Origin of the sequence: Paenibacillus sp. FSL K6-2862 (assembly GCF_038005125.1) — a bacterium.
Lineage (GTDB): Bacteria > Bacillota > Bacilli > Paenibacillales > Paenibacillaceae > Paenibacillus > Paenibacillus illinoisensis_A.
The window spans coordinates 1,285,016-1,299,839 of the sequence record NZ_JBBOSN010000001.1 but is presented as its reverse complement, the minus strand read 5'-3'; the positions used below and the strand labels follow the sequence as shown (position 1 = coordinate 1,299,839).

Genomic DNA, 14,824 nt, shown 5'->3' with positions numbered 1-14,824 from the left:
GAAAAATGATGATGATTTCAGCTCACATATATCCGTTATTCAAAATAAGCATTTGCATAGGATTCGCTGCCCAGTGGGGAAGGCACAAAACCTTTCAGGTTTGCTTTGCCTGCCAGAATAGGTGTCGTGTGCACAAGTGGAATCCACGGTGCATCTTCCTTGATAATGACTTGAGCCTGTTTGTACAGCTCGGCGCGTTTGTCCTGATCCGTCTCTTTCTGCGCATCCGTCAGCAGCACGTGCAGCTCTTCGTTTACATAGAAGCTGCGGTTGTTGCCCGGAATTGCGTCTTTATCCAGCAGCGTGTACAGGAAGTTATCCGGGTCGCCGTTGTCTCCAGTCCAGCCGAGCATGTAGATGTCGTCCTTCTCTCCGGCTTTTGCATCATCAAGATATGTCGCCCACTCCGGCGATTCGATGTTGACAGTCACTCCAATTTTCTCAAAATCAGCCTGAATCGCTTCGGCCACCTTCTTGCCGTCAGGCATGTAAGGACGAGACACCGGCATTGCATAGAACGTCACCGGGTCTGGCAATCCGTCCGGGAAGCCGGCTTCGGCCAATAATGCTTTTGCTTTTTCCAGATCATACGGATAATCCTCAATGGCATCGTTGTAACCCCACAGCGTTGGCGGCATAGGGTTTACCGCAGGCTGAGCCTGTCCGGCAAAGAACGCATCGATAATGCCCTGTTTATTCACCGCATGGTTGAGGGCTTGTCTTACTTTTACATCGTCAAAGGGTTTCTTCTTAAAGTTAAAGCCGATATACGCCACGTTGAACGGTGGACGCTCGATCTTCTGCAGCTCACTGTTGCCTTCGAGAATGGACAGATCATCCGGGTTCAAGTCCTCCATGACATCAATCTCGCCATTTTGCAGGGCATTGAAGCGTGCCGTGTTGTCCGGAATCGAACGAACAATGACTTTCTTCAGCTTCGGTAAGCCCTCTTTCCAATAATTCGGATTTTTCTCCAGGGTGATGGAGTCGTTCCGCTTCCACTCTACGAATACAAATGGGCCTGTGCCCACGGGCTCGCTTTTGAAATTCTCTTTTTTCTCCTGAATCGCTGTTGGGCTGGCAATACCGAATGGGGTCATCGCGATATTTTGCAGGAAAGGTGCCTGCGGCTGGTTCAGTGTGAACTCAACGGTTGTCTCGTCAATCGCCTTCACTTCCTTGATGACACGGCCATCCTCTGGCCCAAACATGGAATCGTAATAGTCGAAGGAATCCCCTTCAAATTTATACTCACTCGCCGGATCACTCCAACGGTTGAAGTTAAACACAACAGCATCGGCATTGAAATCTGTTCCATCATGGAACTTCACACCGGACTTCAGCTTAAACGTGTATTTCAGACCATCCGCCGAAATCTCCCAGCTCTCTGCCAGACCAGGAACGACCTCCGTCTCGCCTTCCTTGTAATCCAGCAATGAGTCGAAGACCTGGTGCCCAATCTTCAGCGACTCCCCGTCTGTTACAATCGCAGGGTCCAATGCCACCGAATCCCCGCCGCGGCCCATAATCATCGTATCCTGGGCTGCAGTTTCTGTTGGGGGATCGGCACCTTCTGCCGGAGCAGGTGAATTGCCTGTTTCTTCATTGCTGGAGCAGCCGGACAACACCAAGACGGTGCTCAAAGCCAGAGTCACAAAACCGGACATCCATTTCTTTCTCATTCGCATACGTACAACACCCTTCCCTGTCTCATAATGTGTGTAATGCTGGCGTGAAAAAACTTCAATGATAGCCATTGGTTCGGTGCTTGCTTGTATCAATGAAAGGCTTTAGGTGCCTGTGATACCTGTATTTGTGATCGTATTAGGATAAGATGGATTACTATTCGTTTTTTACGGTTTTATGGACCCAGATAGAATTTTTGTGAATTCAAAAGACTTCCTTTTAGTGAAGGGGTAGTTCGTCTCAGTTGCGCAATATTTGAACTTAGGTCAATTAGCAACAGCATTCTACTTTTTGGGTGGATGTAAAATTGAGTTAGAAGACAAAAAGGACAAGAGAATTGCATCATGACATGGTAGTAGAACATCGCTCGTTTTAGATACATATTGTTTGTTTGTTTGTTTGTTTGTTTGTTTGTTTGTTTGTTTGTTTGTTTGTTTGTTTGTTTGTTCATGAAGTTTGGCATTGACCATTGGAAGGGTTAGGCAGCATCTAACAATTGTTAAAAGCTAAATGGATGTAGAACGTCGTAGTTTCTCATGAAGGTAGTTGTATGAGCTGTGTGTATGAGTGTGTATGTTCGAAGTTGCAGGGATTGGACAACAGGGAGACATTACGATAACTTATCATGTTAAGGCTCTGTCATGGTGAGGAGATTTATGTAAATAAACAGTGGTTGAAAACAATTTCGTGTAACTTACTTTACATCACATTCATCAATTAGACAAGAGTTTTGCGGACATAAGTCTTCAACTTTATTCGTACGTTAATTTTAATTACATAAAACACAAAAAAGGAACACCATTCGACATGATAATGCCGATGTGTCCCCCTCTTAATCCCGCTCTGGTAACGTCCATTATAGCTTTATTATGTCGATGTTAACTCACTTCTTAAACAAACCTCTGCGATACATGACCGTAATAAAACGGTAAAAATCATAACTCGCCCCATTGTCGATGCTGAACAGCGGATTTTTGGTGTCATACGCCAGGGCCGCATCTACGGCTGCTTTGGCCCACACCGGAACTTCCATCTGTTGACGCGCCTGCAGTTTGTCTACCTGAGCTTTCAGCGCATCAAACGCTGCTTTCTCTTCGGCTGTCATCGGTTCGCCCCCTTTCGGTGGTTCGGTCGGTTTCACAGGCTCGGATGGTTCAGGCGGCTTCGGCGTGGCTGCTGCATATCTGGCCCGCAGCTCCGCTGCCGATCCCTCAAACTCATTCATGTCCACATTACCGCCGATTCCATTCACCTTGCCTGAGTCCGTGTACTGCCAGAATGTCCAACGTTTCCAGGCAGGCTGGTCATCCGGCACACGTGTGCTGCTGTAACGCGCAACCCACAGATCATATGTGCCAAGTGAATGTTCAAAATTGCCGGCAAATGAATTGCCCGTATATATGATTGGTTTAACACCCGTAAGACGCTGCAGTTCGGTTAAAAAGGCTTTGGCTACCGTGTTGATCTGGGCTTTGCTCAGATTACCAGGGTTGTTCTCGTAGTCCATGACTGGTGGCAGCTGCAGCGGCTTCGCGCCTCCGACCTTACTTAGCGTATTGGCATAATGCGCAGCTTCCGCCTTGGCCCCATCCGTGGACGTTGCGCGGAAAAAGTGGTACGTTCCGACCAGCATGCCTGCCGCCAGTGCGCCGCTTACATTTTTCTGAAAGTTCGGATCGGTATACGTCTGCCCCTCGGTTGCCTTGATGAACACAAACGTCATGCCGCTTGTCTTCACTTTGGCCCAGTCAATATTGCCCTGGTAGCGGGAGACGTCAATGCCCTGCGTATTGCCTGAGCTTCTGGTTTGCATGTTTCTCACACCCTTTATGCGGCAATTGCCGTTTGTATATAGTTAATGCCAGGAGGCTTGGGGTTGCTTGTGTGCGTGTCCCTTGTTGATGGTAAAAGCCAAGTTCAGTTGGTTATCTATTAACCCGCCAAGGGAAACATACCAAGTCGGCACGTGACCGTTCCAGATCCGGATCGTTCTTCCGATCGCTGTTGTCTCCAAATTTTTTTTGATTCATTATTTAAAAGGGTAAAATTCAGAGACAAAGGCGACCGCTTCGCTTCTTCAGAATCGATTCCGTCTCTTTCACTACTTGTAGCTAATGGCACATACAAATACCTTTGACTCAGTAGCGCTCTGTCTGTTGTGTCAGAGTACATTGGAATGAATGTTGAATCCTTACTTCGTGTCATCCCTAATCTGTTCATCCACGTCCATATGATCTGATGGTGCAATAGATTCTCTGGAATGAGGAGTGTAGCTGCCGGGAATCCCCCCGTCCCCTCCCTTGCCTTTGAGCACTTCAATGGCCTGCCGGATCGCAGGCGGAATCGGTGCTCCCAGTTTGCCCCCATTTTCAATAATGGATAACAGCTCATTCGCGATATAAAAAAAGGCGACCGCATCCCTGAACAAATGTCCGTCTCCCAGAACACCGTCCACCAGATGAGCCACCGATACCATTGCAAATATAAATACCTTTCGCGCGATGCCAAACATCCCGACATTACTTTCGAGTTTGCCACTCGCCCCCGCCGCCGCGATACCCGTAAGGTAGTCCAGGATGACGAATACGAGTAATACCCCGAGCACGCCTGACCAGCCGCCGAAGAGGTAGGTTGCTGAGCTGCTTAGCAGGGCGATAAAAGACTTCCATATGGTGTCCCATTTTTCCATGGTTTCACCTCCTTTAATTTTGATCCATACTAAAATCTCATAGTAATATAGTTTCAATTCTACTTTAGAAATCCTAATTCTGGACAACATGAGACACTGCTATTCTGTTGCGAAATAATTGTATGTCCTTTGATCTGTTATTCCTGTACCACTGACATTAAATCCATCTACAGTAGGAACTATTTTATCATCAACTGATAAACCATTATCCAGACCTGCTATTCTGTTAAAAAAACTTGTACCTCCTAAACTGTAATTATTTCTTGGTGATTCTTCACTGTAAACACCAAAATAAATATACCTTGGTGTGTTAGTAGCATTTGCAAACGTAATGTGGCGTGGTTTAAATGCCAATCCATTCACTGAACCAGCTCCATTCGAGCCTATAACGAATTGTCCTGTTGCAAATCGTTTCCCCGTTTTAATTAGCCTTATCTTGCTTGCAAGCATTGACCATGTGTCATTCATGGATGCGCTACTTCCCATGGCGTTAATGGCATCCACGATACCTTTTTTTGCATCAACGCCAGATTGAAAAACGTCAGGACTCCAAGCACTCCATGTATTATCCATACATGTTCTCATGAATAAGGTAGGTGTGTTATGCGTATCCAATCTTGAAGCACGTTGGATTACATGAGTTGCAGCATTTGAATGAACTAGCACCTCGACGTAAAACCAAGCATTTGCCACGCCACCTGGTACATTTATAGCATTGAAACAATCGTATTGCCCACCAGTTTTAATACTATTTAAGTTTGAATTGTGCGGAAGTTGAATTACGCTTCCATTATCCTGAGTAATTTTGTACTTCTGCCATGGCTTATTATCGACGTAGTTTTTAAGCACTCCTCCATCTACAGCAGAAATTTGCAGTGCGGATATCGATACCGTATTTTGTTGCACATTTTTAGTAAGATCTGTGAGCAACGCCTTTTCGTTTTCTGATATAAACCCAACAAAGGATAATGCTGGGCACGGCTCCTTCATTAAGTAAGTAACGGAATATGCTGCTGAAGGATTATACCGATGTCTATATATCGCAATTGCCTTTCCATTGTCTTGGCCTTCAAATACTCCCCAACCGTTAGGTTTCAAATGTCCATTTTCATAAAGTGCAATCCATTTACTAACTGCATATACAGTGGCATTCCCCATTGTCTTCCCAGTGTTAATGTCGTAATTGTCAAATTTAATAGGTTTAGCTGGTTCTCTTAATACCATCCCTGTTCCAACTTCCACCTGGTTGTTACCCTCGATAAATGTCAATCGACCTTCTGACGTAATTGATTCGACAGTCGGCGTTGCAAGTTGATATACGAGTTGGTAAGCCAACCAATTTGGTGCTTGAGTTGTGGGTACAATCGTTACGAAATTTTGAGAATTTTTGTTTAATATTGGCGTCCAAACTTTAATACCAGATCCATTATATCCTGCTCCTGGGTTAATAGGATCTTGGCCAGCTGTGTACATAAAGTATCCCATGAAATATGCCTTAATCTCTTCAGGTGTCGGTGTGTATGAATCTCCCCATCCACTGTCAGCACTAGAAACGCCTAATCCTAAATACTCACCATTTGCCCCTGTGTCCCAATCTCCTCTGCTATATTGATCCACATATAAAGAAGGTGATCCCGCCAATAAGTATGTTCCGTTAAATTTAGTTACAATAGGGAGAACGTTTTTATTTCTATCTGCTATGTCATACATTAATCTGACACACTTGCCACCGGGATATGAATTATAAAGGGAATACGAGTATTTTGAATCTATTAATAATTTTTTCCACTTCGCTAGTTTAAAGTAATGACCGTCTTTTTCGAAGAGCTCATCAGCATTCGACCCGGTTACTGAATCAGCAAACACATCCGTTTGCAACGCGAGCATCGCATCTTCACGTATTTTGAATGGTTTGGCGTCGTTGCCGATGACAAGAATCGGATTTGAGAATGATACTGTCCCGCTTTCAGATGGATTACCGTAAAAGTACAAGCGCATTGTTTTCGCCCCTACAGGCGCTTGAAATGTAACAGTATTAACTCCAGCACTAACAGGAGTGGTGGTCCCTTTTATGCTACTTCCGTCTATCTTTGTTCCGTCACTATCATAAAAGTTCATCACGTTTCGCGCATTAGCAACACTGTTATTCACTGATAATGTATACGTTTGTCCGGATACAGTCGGTAAATCTACTGTATTGTATGCTACGGTTCCTGACGTGTAGGTATATGTCAAGTTATATGAACTATCAATGCTAGCTCCAGATGGTAACGCCCAATTATAATACGGCGGCAACAAATTATCCCCATAGCGAATAACATACGGATTTCGAACAGCTTGAACGCTATCAACGTAAGGATACTTATTAGCCATTTGATCCGGTGTCATAGTTTCTAGCATGGCATAGTCAGATGCACTGATTTCGTAAAGACGTAGAGAATCAAAGTTAATGGCTTGCCCGTCTTGAATATAAATATGATTATCATCGGCATCAAGCACTCGTAATCTAATCATAGCTTTTGTTACTGTCTTAGGATTAAACTTCAGCGTTAATGTTGTATATTTATCTATATCGCTTGCTATGTTTGACTCTGGGAAAAAGTCTGCTGGGTTGGCGCCATCCATGCCGTAGACCATGAGTTGTCCTTTAGTTTTAATGTTTTGCGGCTTTGCCTTCGCCGCAAGCACATAATAACAGCCTACCTTTACGTTCACAGCTACATGATCGACGTAATGCTCGTTAGCAGGAGCAGATCCAGTAGCTGTTACTTTAATGGAAGAGACTCCCATATATTTAGTCGTTGTATCCAGTGCTAAACTTGTTTGAATAGTTGTATGCCATCCAGAAAGGCTTTCTCCGTTCCCATCACGCCCCAACAAGTTCACAAGCGTCCGGCCTTTCAATCCTTCCAACTTAAACGGCGAAGCACGTTCAGCATTAACAATCTGCAACCCTGGCTCTAACGTCACGGTTTTACGCTTTTCCGTATCCAGCCGCTCTTGAATACTATTGACTTGTGCAGCTATCTCTTCGGCCTTCTCCTCTACCTGCTCTGCAAAATCATCAACCTTCTCCCAGTTCTGATCCAGATACTTGTCCAGATCAAAATAGGTTGTCGATGGCGAGCTGCGGTCAATCTTATTTAGACCGAGATTCGGTGTTTTCGGTTCATTCATGTTAAGCTCCACCTCCTGAAAATTTATCCTGCCGGGTCTGTTCGATTTCATCCAACGTCATGTTCTCGACCTCGGCAATTGTCAAATACCGCAGGCGATATTCCACGGTCATATGTGCGGGTTTGATATCCTCAATCGCTGCCTTCAGATCGTCCAGATTGGGCGGCAATCCCCATGTATCTATGAAGCGAATTCGAATCAGATATTCCTCGGGTGAGACGGAAACTTCAATCCCACCACTTTCATACGCCTGTGCCACATTTTTAAGCATCGAACCTGAAACTTTGCCGCTTCCTCGCATTTTGGAGATGATGACGGATCTCCGCTGCTCTTCCGGCTTGGCTGGATTCGTTGGAATTTGCAAATCCCTCTCATATCGCTCCAATGCCCAGGTCGCAGACTCCGGATAGAATTGGTCCAATACACCTTCCAATTCCGCCGCAATCTTGCCCAGTTCTTCACCTTCGGTCTCCGTTAGCAACTGCATCTCCAGCACATTTTCATACAACGGGGGTAAAAGGGACATCAGCACATCAGCTTTACTCATGTCACCTTCACCGTCCCGAGAACGGCTACTGCACCGGGCACAATCTCCAGATTGGACATGCCACCATTCACCAACAGATCGCTATAATCGATCACTGGCGGGATATCCAGGATGACATTGGCAATTCGCGTCCAACGGACCAGCGGATCTGCAAATGCCAGCTCCTTCAGATAGGCAGTGACACCCTCTTCAATCAGCGTTTTTACCCCCTCATACGTTGAGCCTGAAGCAAGTGTGACCTGCACCTCCACATCAATCGATACTTCTTCTGCCCCCACCACCGTGACCACAGGGCCAATTGGAGCCGCGCCTTCACCCATCCCATCCCGGGTTGGATCGATATAATCCTGTACTGCGTGAATCACAGCCTCGGCGGGTGCATGCATCTCATTGTTTAACAGCGCCACTTTTACCGTGCCCGGACCGTCCCACAGCGGAAAAGCTTTCGCTTTACCAACCCCCGAGTTTTCCCGTGCCCATAGTTCATATTGATATTTATTGGCACTCGTTACCGGACGGGAGACTTTGTCCTGATATCGGTCATACAGAGCTTGATCTGTTTCCTCATCTTCACCTGGAACAAGCAGCTGGGTCAGTTCCGCTGTTGTCAGTCCGGCGATATAATCGATGGGCAGCAGCGCCCCTGTATATTCATTGCCTTCCGCTCCGGCAACCTCACATTGCAGCACATATTGCCCCGCTGCCATTCGTTCGACAGCCAGATACACCCGATCCCCTGTAGAAAAACGACTCCCCAATGGAATCTCAACCGGTTTGCCCCCGTTGTCCTTGAAGCTGCCGATCCAACGTGCCTGGGTTGCCGCTTTCCGGGTAATGCCAGACCAGGCCACCGCTCGGTCCAAATACTCCCCGGAAGCTGTGTCCGCAAATTTCAGATTCGCGTTAATATCCAACTCAATGTACATCTGAGCCATTTCCACAGCTGCAGGCGCAAGCGCATCATAGATAATACTGCCTTCACGTTTATCCACACCATCTGGCACCCTGTCCAGCATTCGGTCTAAAATGACTTCAAACGTCTGCTCTTCAACCATTCATGTTCACCTCCGTTTCTCCCCTGAAAGAACCAAAATCCGTTTCCACGGTAAAAGACACCCTTACCCCATCCGCCTCGTGAACAAAATCAAACTCCGTTACATCCGAAATGCGATCATCCGGAAGCAAAGCCTCCACAATCCAGCGCTCCAATTCGGATTCCACCATGGATCGTCCGGCCATTCCCTCCCAGGACCATTCCATGCCGTAATCCGATGAGTAGATTAGATGCTCATAACGACGAGTGGACAATGCCTTGTACACGGCTTGTTTCACCGCCTCTTTTCCATCCAGATGCAGCCTCCCAATTCGCTGCCCAGAAGGTTGAAGCAGATACGTCACGCTTGGAACAACAGCTGGTTCTTCCTGTTCTTCTGCACTCATTTGTGCACCTTGTGGAATCATGTCTTCACCAACCGATCCAGCACAACAAAACTGTCCCCACCTTGCGCCCGGAGCAGCAGGACGTGGTCACCGACAGTCCAATTCTTTCTCGCTGCGGATTCCGGCATCACCAGAAAAGGCTCAGCCAAGGTCAGCCGTTGTTCAACGGTAACCTCCAAGGGCTCTATCCTCGTCACTGTTCCGTACATGACCTGAACAGGGGCTTTGGCATCCACGGCGGCTACTGCCGCCTTTTTAATTACATCCAACATCATGAATCGTTACACCACCTTCAAATCCAGCGACATCGTGTGCACGCCTCCCTGTACCTTATGTGTACATTCGTCTACCAGAAAATATTGATTGATCTTCAGTTCCTCAATCTGAATATTGACATAACTGCCTGCCCTGACTTTGAAATCGCCTAACGCATCCACTTTCAATGACTGAGTCTCTCGGTTACGCAGCGTCATCAGGGTTTTCAACATGGCATCGATCTGGCCTTCATTCAGGCCATCGTCCGCTTTTTGGTACAAAAAAAGCAGCCCCCATTGACGGATGCTGCCTGAGTCCTGATGGACGAATGTTTCTCTTTTTCCCGTATCCTTGTTGTCCCGATACAGCTTGATCTTGTTATACGTCTGGTCGTCAATCGACCGGGTATAACTGTAATCCGTAAGCAGACTGTTATCTCCAATAACAAAGCCGTAGGGCATCTCTTCCACATCCCGAAGCACAAGCTTGCCGAAGTCGTCGTAAAAGATATAGTTTTTGCCGCCATAAATCAGCGTCCTGTCCAGTGCCTCACAGATCATATCGATAAGCTTCTTGTTATCAAATAACATACGCGGAATGACATATTTCGACTGAATCAGATCCCCGATCTTCAACTGAAAGTCAGTTGCAATTCGTCTGATCACATCCGCAGCGGTTGCGTTAACAAACTGGTACGTCTGATTCGCGGTCAGATAGCGAGTCTGGTCGTAGGCTTTGATTTTCACACTTTCATCCTTGCCACTGTCCACCGAGAAGATATATCCGTAAAATATCCCCACTTCGTTACTGACATACTTTACGACGTATCCATTCTCATATGTGAACTTCGAATTCTGGAATAAGCTGCCCTTGATCAACGTGAATTCCAGAGAGGACGGCTTGCCAATGCGGGAGGTTTTGTAGGTAATTTCGCCGGCGATCTCACTAATATCCCAGATGTTGCCCAGCTTATCATCCAGCCATAATTGCTCCTTCAACTTTCTCTGCTTGCCATCCAAACTGATCTGCTGCTGCATGTTCCCTCTCCTTTCATGGAAGCTTGATCACCAGACCAATGGGAAGCTTCTTCAGTTGTGCATCCTTGATGCCGTTCAGTTTCTGCAGCTCCTTCCAGCGAGATCCATTTCCCAGATGGGCTTTGGCAACAGACCACAAGGAATCTCCGGCTTTGAGTGTGACGGTCTTGGCCTGGATTTTTTCATTGGGCCGGGAGGCTTTGGTTTTTGTTTTCGAAGCAGCAGTATCCCTGCTGTCCTTGAGTGGCACTACTTTTTTTGCGGCATAGAAAATGAACTGCTTCAGCTTGATATCATACTGGATATCGCCTACTGTACCCGCTGACTCCTTCCAGTCGAAGCTCTCAATGGAAACGGCCATGTTAATGGTGTACCTTGCACTGGAAAAGAAAAGCCTGACGGGTCTTCCTGTCTGCATCCAGCGTATTATCTTTTTCACATATTCATACGGATCACTGTAATATTCCTTCTGTACTGCCGGATGACTTGCATCGTAATTCAGATGATAAGGGCTGTAGTCTGCCGGAAAAATACCGCTGAAACTGACTTCACGCAGCTTGGGTGACTTGATCACGTTAATTTCTCCGAGCGCACTGACGTCAAAGGAACTGCCATCCCCCGCATCCGAAAACTCAATGCTCTCTGGTGTCACCGGGAAATACATGTATTCGGAACGGTTGTTGAAGCTGAGCTGGATATAGTATTCCATTAACCGTACACCCCCTGAGCACTGGAGACGATCTGACTGTTCAGTCCATCGGTGATTTTGCTAATGATGCTGTCCACGTCATGTCCGCTGTTAATATCCCCTGTGGTGACCTGAACGGTTGGTGTTAGACTGACGAATCGCTGAATAGCCTGCATTTCTGCAAGCTCACGCATCAGTTTCAGATCTTCACTGGTCACATCCACCGTGCCATCCACATCTCCGATTTTGTCCACCTGTCCGATATTGTTGATTTTGTTAATGTTGCTCATGTTGTTATTGGGGACCATAGCGGGAGCAGGTGTAGTTGGGATGGTTGGCATGGAAGGTGTTTTGGGAGTAAAGCCGCCAAAATTCCCAGGTAAACTTGTTTCTTTGGAATCTGCTTTTGAACCCGTTGAAAAACCGGAAAGCAACTTCTCCGCCATCTCCGGTCCTTTTCCATACGCATCAGGATTGTACTGTCCATCCATCCTCATTGAATGAAATACATTTTGATCACTTTGCGGCTCCCATGATTCTAACGTGTCCATCCATTCCTTGACCGTATTACTGCCAATTTTGATATCCGATGCGGACATCACGGTCAAGTTCATACCAAAAGTTTTATTAATAAAGGAGGCAACACTCCCTATTGCACTTACAGCTTTATTAAGAAAATCCTCTACACCTAACATTACATTATAGAAGATTTGCAAAATAAACATGCCCAAATCATAGAATAGCTTTTGGATTGCATAGACAGGATCATTGAATAAATTAGCTATAAAATCTCCTAATATAGCAAAGAGATTCCATATTGTCGCGACGACCACCCTGACTCTTTCAGCCAACATCATAAATGTACCAATAATCGCTCCCAATATCTGTGTACCTGATATCCCCATCAGATTCAGAATGCCAATAATCGCCGCAATAGCAGCAATGGCGAGCAGGATCGGCCAATTTAGCAACAACCATGCAGCTACTAGACTGTAGACTTGCGGGATAACGAGAGCCAGAACAACGATAGCGAGCGCCATTAGTATAGGCTGTATAATATCCCAGTTTTGTTGTATCACACCTGCCAAATACAAAATCCCGTTCACCAACATGGTTAGTGCGTTTGCTGCAATCGTAAAAGCGTTGCTAATCCAATCAATAATAACAGTAAATTCTCCGTTCGCGAACGCCTCGTTCAAACGATCCAGCAATGGTGTTAAAGCAACAAGTGCTACCTGCCCAATCTGACCCAATACTCCATTAAACTGATTCACAAGTGCATTCCACTTCTGTAGTGGTGAGTCCAACATGGTATCAAAAGCCTGCTGAGTGTAGCCTTGTTTTTGCAGAATAACATCAAGTTTCTGGATAAATCCATCCAGATCCGATGCTTCAATAGCTTTCTGCAAACCAGCACCATTTAGCACTTCAGCAGGAATGCTGAAGGATTTGGCAAGTTCACCGTTATTTCCATTCATCGCAGCTACTAGTGCACTGGATGCATCCGACACACTTTTCCCATCTGGAGAAAGCATGCTTAACCGTTTAGTCATATCTCTTAGTTGATCAACCTGATCCGTATTCTGAGCGTACGGAATGAATGATAACGCTCCCTTCAGAGCATCTGTGACATTTTGTCCACTTTTAAAAGCTTCCGCGCGATAACGATTAAATATCGTCTCACCCTGCGCATCGTTTCCAGTCGCGGCCATGTAACGCTGTTTCAAATCTTCTTCCTGCGCTGCTGGAACAAGAACGGTTTGCCCTGCTGATTTGATCATACCGATCCAAGCTTTTACCCTCTGAGCACCTTCCGCAAATGAGGCATTTACTTTAGCCTGTTCTTCTGACACGCCTCTCAATAGGTTACCTGCAAGCTGAATTCTGCTCAGATTTCCAGGATTGAATACCGAATTGATCACTACAGGCAGATTTTGAAACTGCTGAACCATCTTGTTTGACATCAGATACAGTCTTGCAAACATGGCATACATTCATTTCTCCCTCCTTTCCCCTTTATTTTTTCCTCGCACGGTTCTTGGACCGCTCTTTCTTCTCTTCCTCCACCCGGATGGAGATCATGGCGTATATCGCCGCTCGTTCTCGCTCGGAGAATGCCATCAGCTCATGCGGGAGAATGTTCAATTCATGGAGAGCGTAATAAGCCAGATTAGCTTCCGAATCGCCCTCTTTAATTAGTTTTTTACGTCATCCACCAGTTCGTTCATGTCCTGATTGAAGCCGTTCAGCTTCTGAACCTGTTCTCCGAGAGCAGCGAATTCCCCAGGCAGCAGCATTTTACGCAAAAGTGGTTCTGCTCCCATCACGCCATACGAGCGCTGAAGTTCAGCGTTTTTCAGATCAGGATAGACTACGCTGGCACTCATCAGACGGGCCATATAATCGTTGGCATCAATGTCGGGTGTGTAGACACCGTTCTTACCCTTGATCTTGCGAGTTGCCGCTTTGCGGCATTCCTGGTTTTCGTCCTCGGTCATGCTGCGCAGTTTCCAGGCAACCGGTTCGCCCTTCTCATCCTTAAAACGGGGAGATACGATAAACTCCTCTGTAGTATCCGACGCTGCATTTTGCGCAAAAAACATACTCAATCCACTCATGGTTCGTTCCTCCTCAATATTTGGCCCTCCGCCGCAAGAAGCGGCGAAGAGCAAGTGTGATGTACTGTTAATGTAATGCCCCTCTTCAAACGAAGAGAGATTGCAACTGAATTTGGACACGCCAAATAGCCCGTAACACAGGCAAGTTGAACAGGTTTATTTTACAAACCCGCCGTTAAAATTAAACTTGTTATAGATCTATGGCTAATATATTTGTCACTTCAAAAATCACTTCGGCTGATTAAACGATACAGGCATATCGACATCTTCAAAGGTAAAGCTCACTTCTTCCTCCAGCGCCTCTGCTTCGGTATCCAGAGATGCCATGATCACACTGTCGAGGTTGACGCCTTTAAGAGTCACCGTCTGTTTGCCAATGGTAGACGAAGGATCTTCGTTGGTCACTTCAATGTCGAAATAGGTATCCACACCATTTTGCATGTACTGAAGCATCAGCTCACGGAAACGAGATGTTGTATAAAAGATTGTCATGGAGCCCGAGCCGGACCAACCGGTTGCTTTGTGCTGAACGCCGCGACGGCCCAGTGTTTTGACCTCTGCCTTTTGTTTCTCCACCGTTGCTTCCAGCGTCTTCACGTAGAACATTTCTTCCGTCTGCCCGTTAATCGTTGCGTATGCGCGGCCTTCCTGGCCGGAAATCGTATCGCTTGCTTTCAAAAATGCCAT

13 protein-coding genes are annotated in these 14,824 nt (G+C 46.2%); all 13 read right to left on the bottom strand.

Annotation, left to right across the window (positions count from 1 at the left end; all coding sequences use genetic code 11):
* Positions 1-35 precede the first annotated feature (35 nt).
* Entirely contained in the window at positions 36-1,682 is a 1,647-nt protein-coding gene (locus MHB82_RS05900) for an ABC transporter substrate-binding protein (protein WP_341176593.1), read from the bottom strand.
* Positions 1,683-2,569: 887 nt separating this feature from the next.
* Positions 2,570-3,499: a glycoside hydrolase family 25 protein gene (locus MHB82_RS05895; RefSeq protein WP_341174134.1), complete on the bottom strand. Its 930-nt coding sequence runs from the start codon at positions 3,497-3,499 to the stop codon at positions 2,570-2,572.
* A gap of 378 nt (positions 3,500-3,877) precedes the next feature.
* Complete coding sequence (locus MHB82_RS05890) at positions 3,878-4,375, bottom strand: phage holin family protein (protein ID WP_341174133.1); 498 nt, start codon at positions 4,373-4,375, stop codon at positions 3,878-3,880.
* Between the two features lie 99 nt (positions 4,376-4,474).
* Positions 4,475-7,552: a pyocin knob domain-containing protein gene (locus MHB82_RS05885; protein ID WP_341174132.1), complete on the bottom strand. Its 3,078-nt coding sequence runs from the start codon at positions 7,550-7,552 to the stop codon at positions 4,475-4,477.
* A gap of 1 nt (position 7,553) precedes the next feature.
* Positions 7,554-8,099, bottom strand: coding sequence for a putative phage tail protein (locus MHB82_RS05880; RefSeq protein ID WP_341174131.1), 546 nt, complete (start codon positions 8,097-8,099; stop codon positions 7,554-7,556).
* The gene (locus tag MHB82_RS05875; RefSeq protein ID WP_341174130.1) at positions 8,096-9,154 is read right to left on the bottom strand and encodes a baseplate J/gp47 family protein; all 1,059 of its coding nucleotides are present in this window, start codon (positions 9,152-9,154) and stop codon (positions 8,096-8,098) included. The genes MHB82_RS05880 and MHB82_RS05875 overlap by 4 nt, the downstream gene beginning before the upstream one ends.
* Entirely contained in the window at positions 9,147-9,560 is a 414-nt protein-coding gene (locus MHB82_RS05870) for a DUF2634 domain-containing protein (protein ID WP_341174129.1), read from the bottom strand. Before MHB82_RS05870 ends, MHB82_RS05875 begins: the two co-directional genes overlap by 8 nt.
* Positions 9,557-9,814, bottom strand: coding sequence for a DUF2577 family protein (locus MHB82_RS05865; protein WP_445671221.1), 258 nt, complete (start codon positions 9,812-9,814; stop codon positions 9,557-9,559). Before MHB82_RS05865 ends, MHB82_RS05870 begins: the two co-directional genes overlap by 4 nt.
* A gap of 6 nt (positions 9,815-9,820) precedes the next feature.
* On the bottom strand, positions 9,821-10,831 hold the full coding sequence (locus MHB82_RS05860) for an XkdQ/YqbQ family protein (protein ID WP_341174128.1): 1,011 nt from the start codon (positions 10,829-10,831) through the stop codon (positions 9,821-9,823).
* Between the two features lie 13 nt (positions 10,832-10,844).
* A complete protein-coding gene (locus tag MHB82_RS05855) occupies positions 10,845-11,540 on the bottom strand; it encodes a LysM peptidoglycan-binding domain-containing protein (protein ID WP_341174127.1) in 696 nt (231 codons plus the stop codon).
* Positions 11,540-13,513, bottom strand: coding sequence for a hypothetical protein (locus MHB82_RS05850; protein WP_341174126.1), 1,974 nt, complete (start codon positions 13,511-13,513; stop codon positions 11,540-11,542). Before MHB82_RS05850 ends, MHB82_RS05855 begins: the two co-directional genes overlap by 1 nt.
* A 201-nt stretch (positions 13,514-13,714) precedes the next feature.
* The gene (locus tag MHB82_RS05845; protein WP_341174125.1) at positions 13,715-14,137 is read right to left on the bottom strand and encodes a phage tail assembly chaperone; all 423 of its coding nucleotides are present in this window, start codon (positions 14,135-14,137) and stop codon (positions 13,715-13,717) included.
* A gap of 228 nt (positions 14,138-14,365) precedes the next feature.
* A complete protein-coding gene (locus tag MHB82_RS05840) occupies positions 14,366-14,824 on the bottom strand; it encodes a phage tail tube protein (protein ID WP_110821440.1) in 459 nt (152 codons plus the stop codon).

What these genes read in the sequence shown, in the direction of transcription:
- MHB82_RS05890 (WP_341174133.1), bottom strand. Translation starts at nt 4,375, where the DNA reads ATGGAAAAATGGGACACCATATGGAAGTCTTTTATCGCCCTGCTAAGC.
- MHB82_RS05895 (WP_341174134.1), bottom strand. Translation starts at nt 3,499, where the DNA reads ATGCAAACCAGAAGCTCAGGCAATACGCAGGGCATTGACGTCTCCCGC.
- MHB82_RS05860 (WP_341174128.1), bottom strand. Translation starts at nt 10,831, where the DNA reads ATGCAGCAGCAGATCAGTTTGGATGGCAAGCAGAGAAAGTTGAAGGAG.
- MHB82_RS05885 (WP_341174132.1), bottom strand. Translation starts at nt 7,552, where the DNA reads ATGAATGAACCGAAAACACCGAATCTCGGTCTAAATAAGATTGACCGC.
- MHB82_RS05865 (WP_445671221.1), bottom strand. Translation starts at nt 9,814, where the DNA reads ATGATGTTGGATGTAATTAAAAAGGCGGCAGTAGCCGCCGTGGATGCC.
- MHB82_RS05840 (WP_110821440.1), bottom strand. Translation starts at nt 14,824, where the DNA reads ATGGCATTTTTGAAAGCAAGCGATACGATTTCCGGCCAGGAAGGCCGC.
- MHB82_RS05880 (WP_341174131.1), bottom strand. Translation starts at nt 8,099, where the DNA reads ATGAGTAAAGCTGATGTGCTGATGTCCCTTTTACCCCCGTTGTATGAA.
- MHB82_RS05855 (WP_341174127.1), bottom strand. Translation starts at nt 11,540, where the DNA reads ATGGAATACTATATCCAGCTCAGCTTCAACAACCGTTCCGAATACATG.
- MHB82_RS05870 (WP_341174129.1), bottom strand. Translation starts at nt 9,560, where the DNA reads ATGATTCCACAAGGTGCACAAATGAGTGCAGAAGAACAGGAAGAACCA.
- MHB82_RS05875 (WP_341174130.1), bottom strand. Translation starts at nt 9,154, where the DNA reads ATGGTTGAAGAGCAGACGTTTGAAGTCATTTTAGACCGAATGCTGGAC.
- MHB82_RS05845 (WP_341174125.1), bottom strand. Translation starts at nt 14,137, where the DNA reads ATGAGTGGATTGAGTATGTTTTTTGCGCAAAATGCAGCGTCGGATACT.
- MHB82_RS05900 (WP_341176593.1), bottom strand. Translation starts at nt 1,682, where the DNA reads ATGAGAAAGAAATGGATGTCCGGTTTTGTGACTCTGGCTTTGAGCACC.
- MHB82_RS05850 (WP_341174126.1), bottom strand. Translation starts at nt 13,513, where the DNA reads ATGTATGCCATGTTTGCAAGACTGTATCTGATGTCAAACAAGATGGTT.